At 57.6% G+C, this 373-nt stretch carries 1 protein-coding gene; it reads right to left on the reverse strand.

Annotated features, from left to right (window positions below):
• Positions 1-358, reverse strand: a 358-nt coding sequence (locus AC1DZ5_RS21565; RefSeq protein ID WP_477892862.1) for a transposase, incomplete at its 3' end; no start/stop codon positions are given.
• Positions 359-373: the final 15 nt, after the last annotated feature.

Raw genomic sequence — 373 nt, forward strand, 5'->3', positions numbered from 1 at the left:
GACGATGGCGTGCTGCGCGGTATGGAAGCTGATGCGGGTAGGTTGCACTCCCACATGCCTGGCCATCAGACACATCCAGCGTCGCAGCAATGTATGGGCGATCAACACGCCCCAGACTTCTTGCATTACCAACTGAGGCTGCTTGCTGCAAAGATTGTTTGATCTCACGAAACCCCAGTTCGATCTCCCAGCGCTGGCGGTACAGTTGCGCCAACTCTTGTGTAGCAAAGCGCTTGGGATCAAGCATGGAAGTGATAAAGCGCCTGACACGTCCACCCGCATGCGTTTCGACCAAGCGCGCCTCCCAATGGCTTGGCAACTCGGGGCGCAATTGCCTGGCGCGTTGCGACACCGGCATGCGGATTAACCAGTC

It is taken from the genome of Rhodoferax sp. P1_F3 (genome assembly GCF_056405715.1).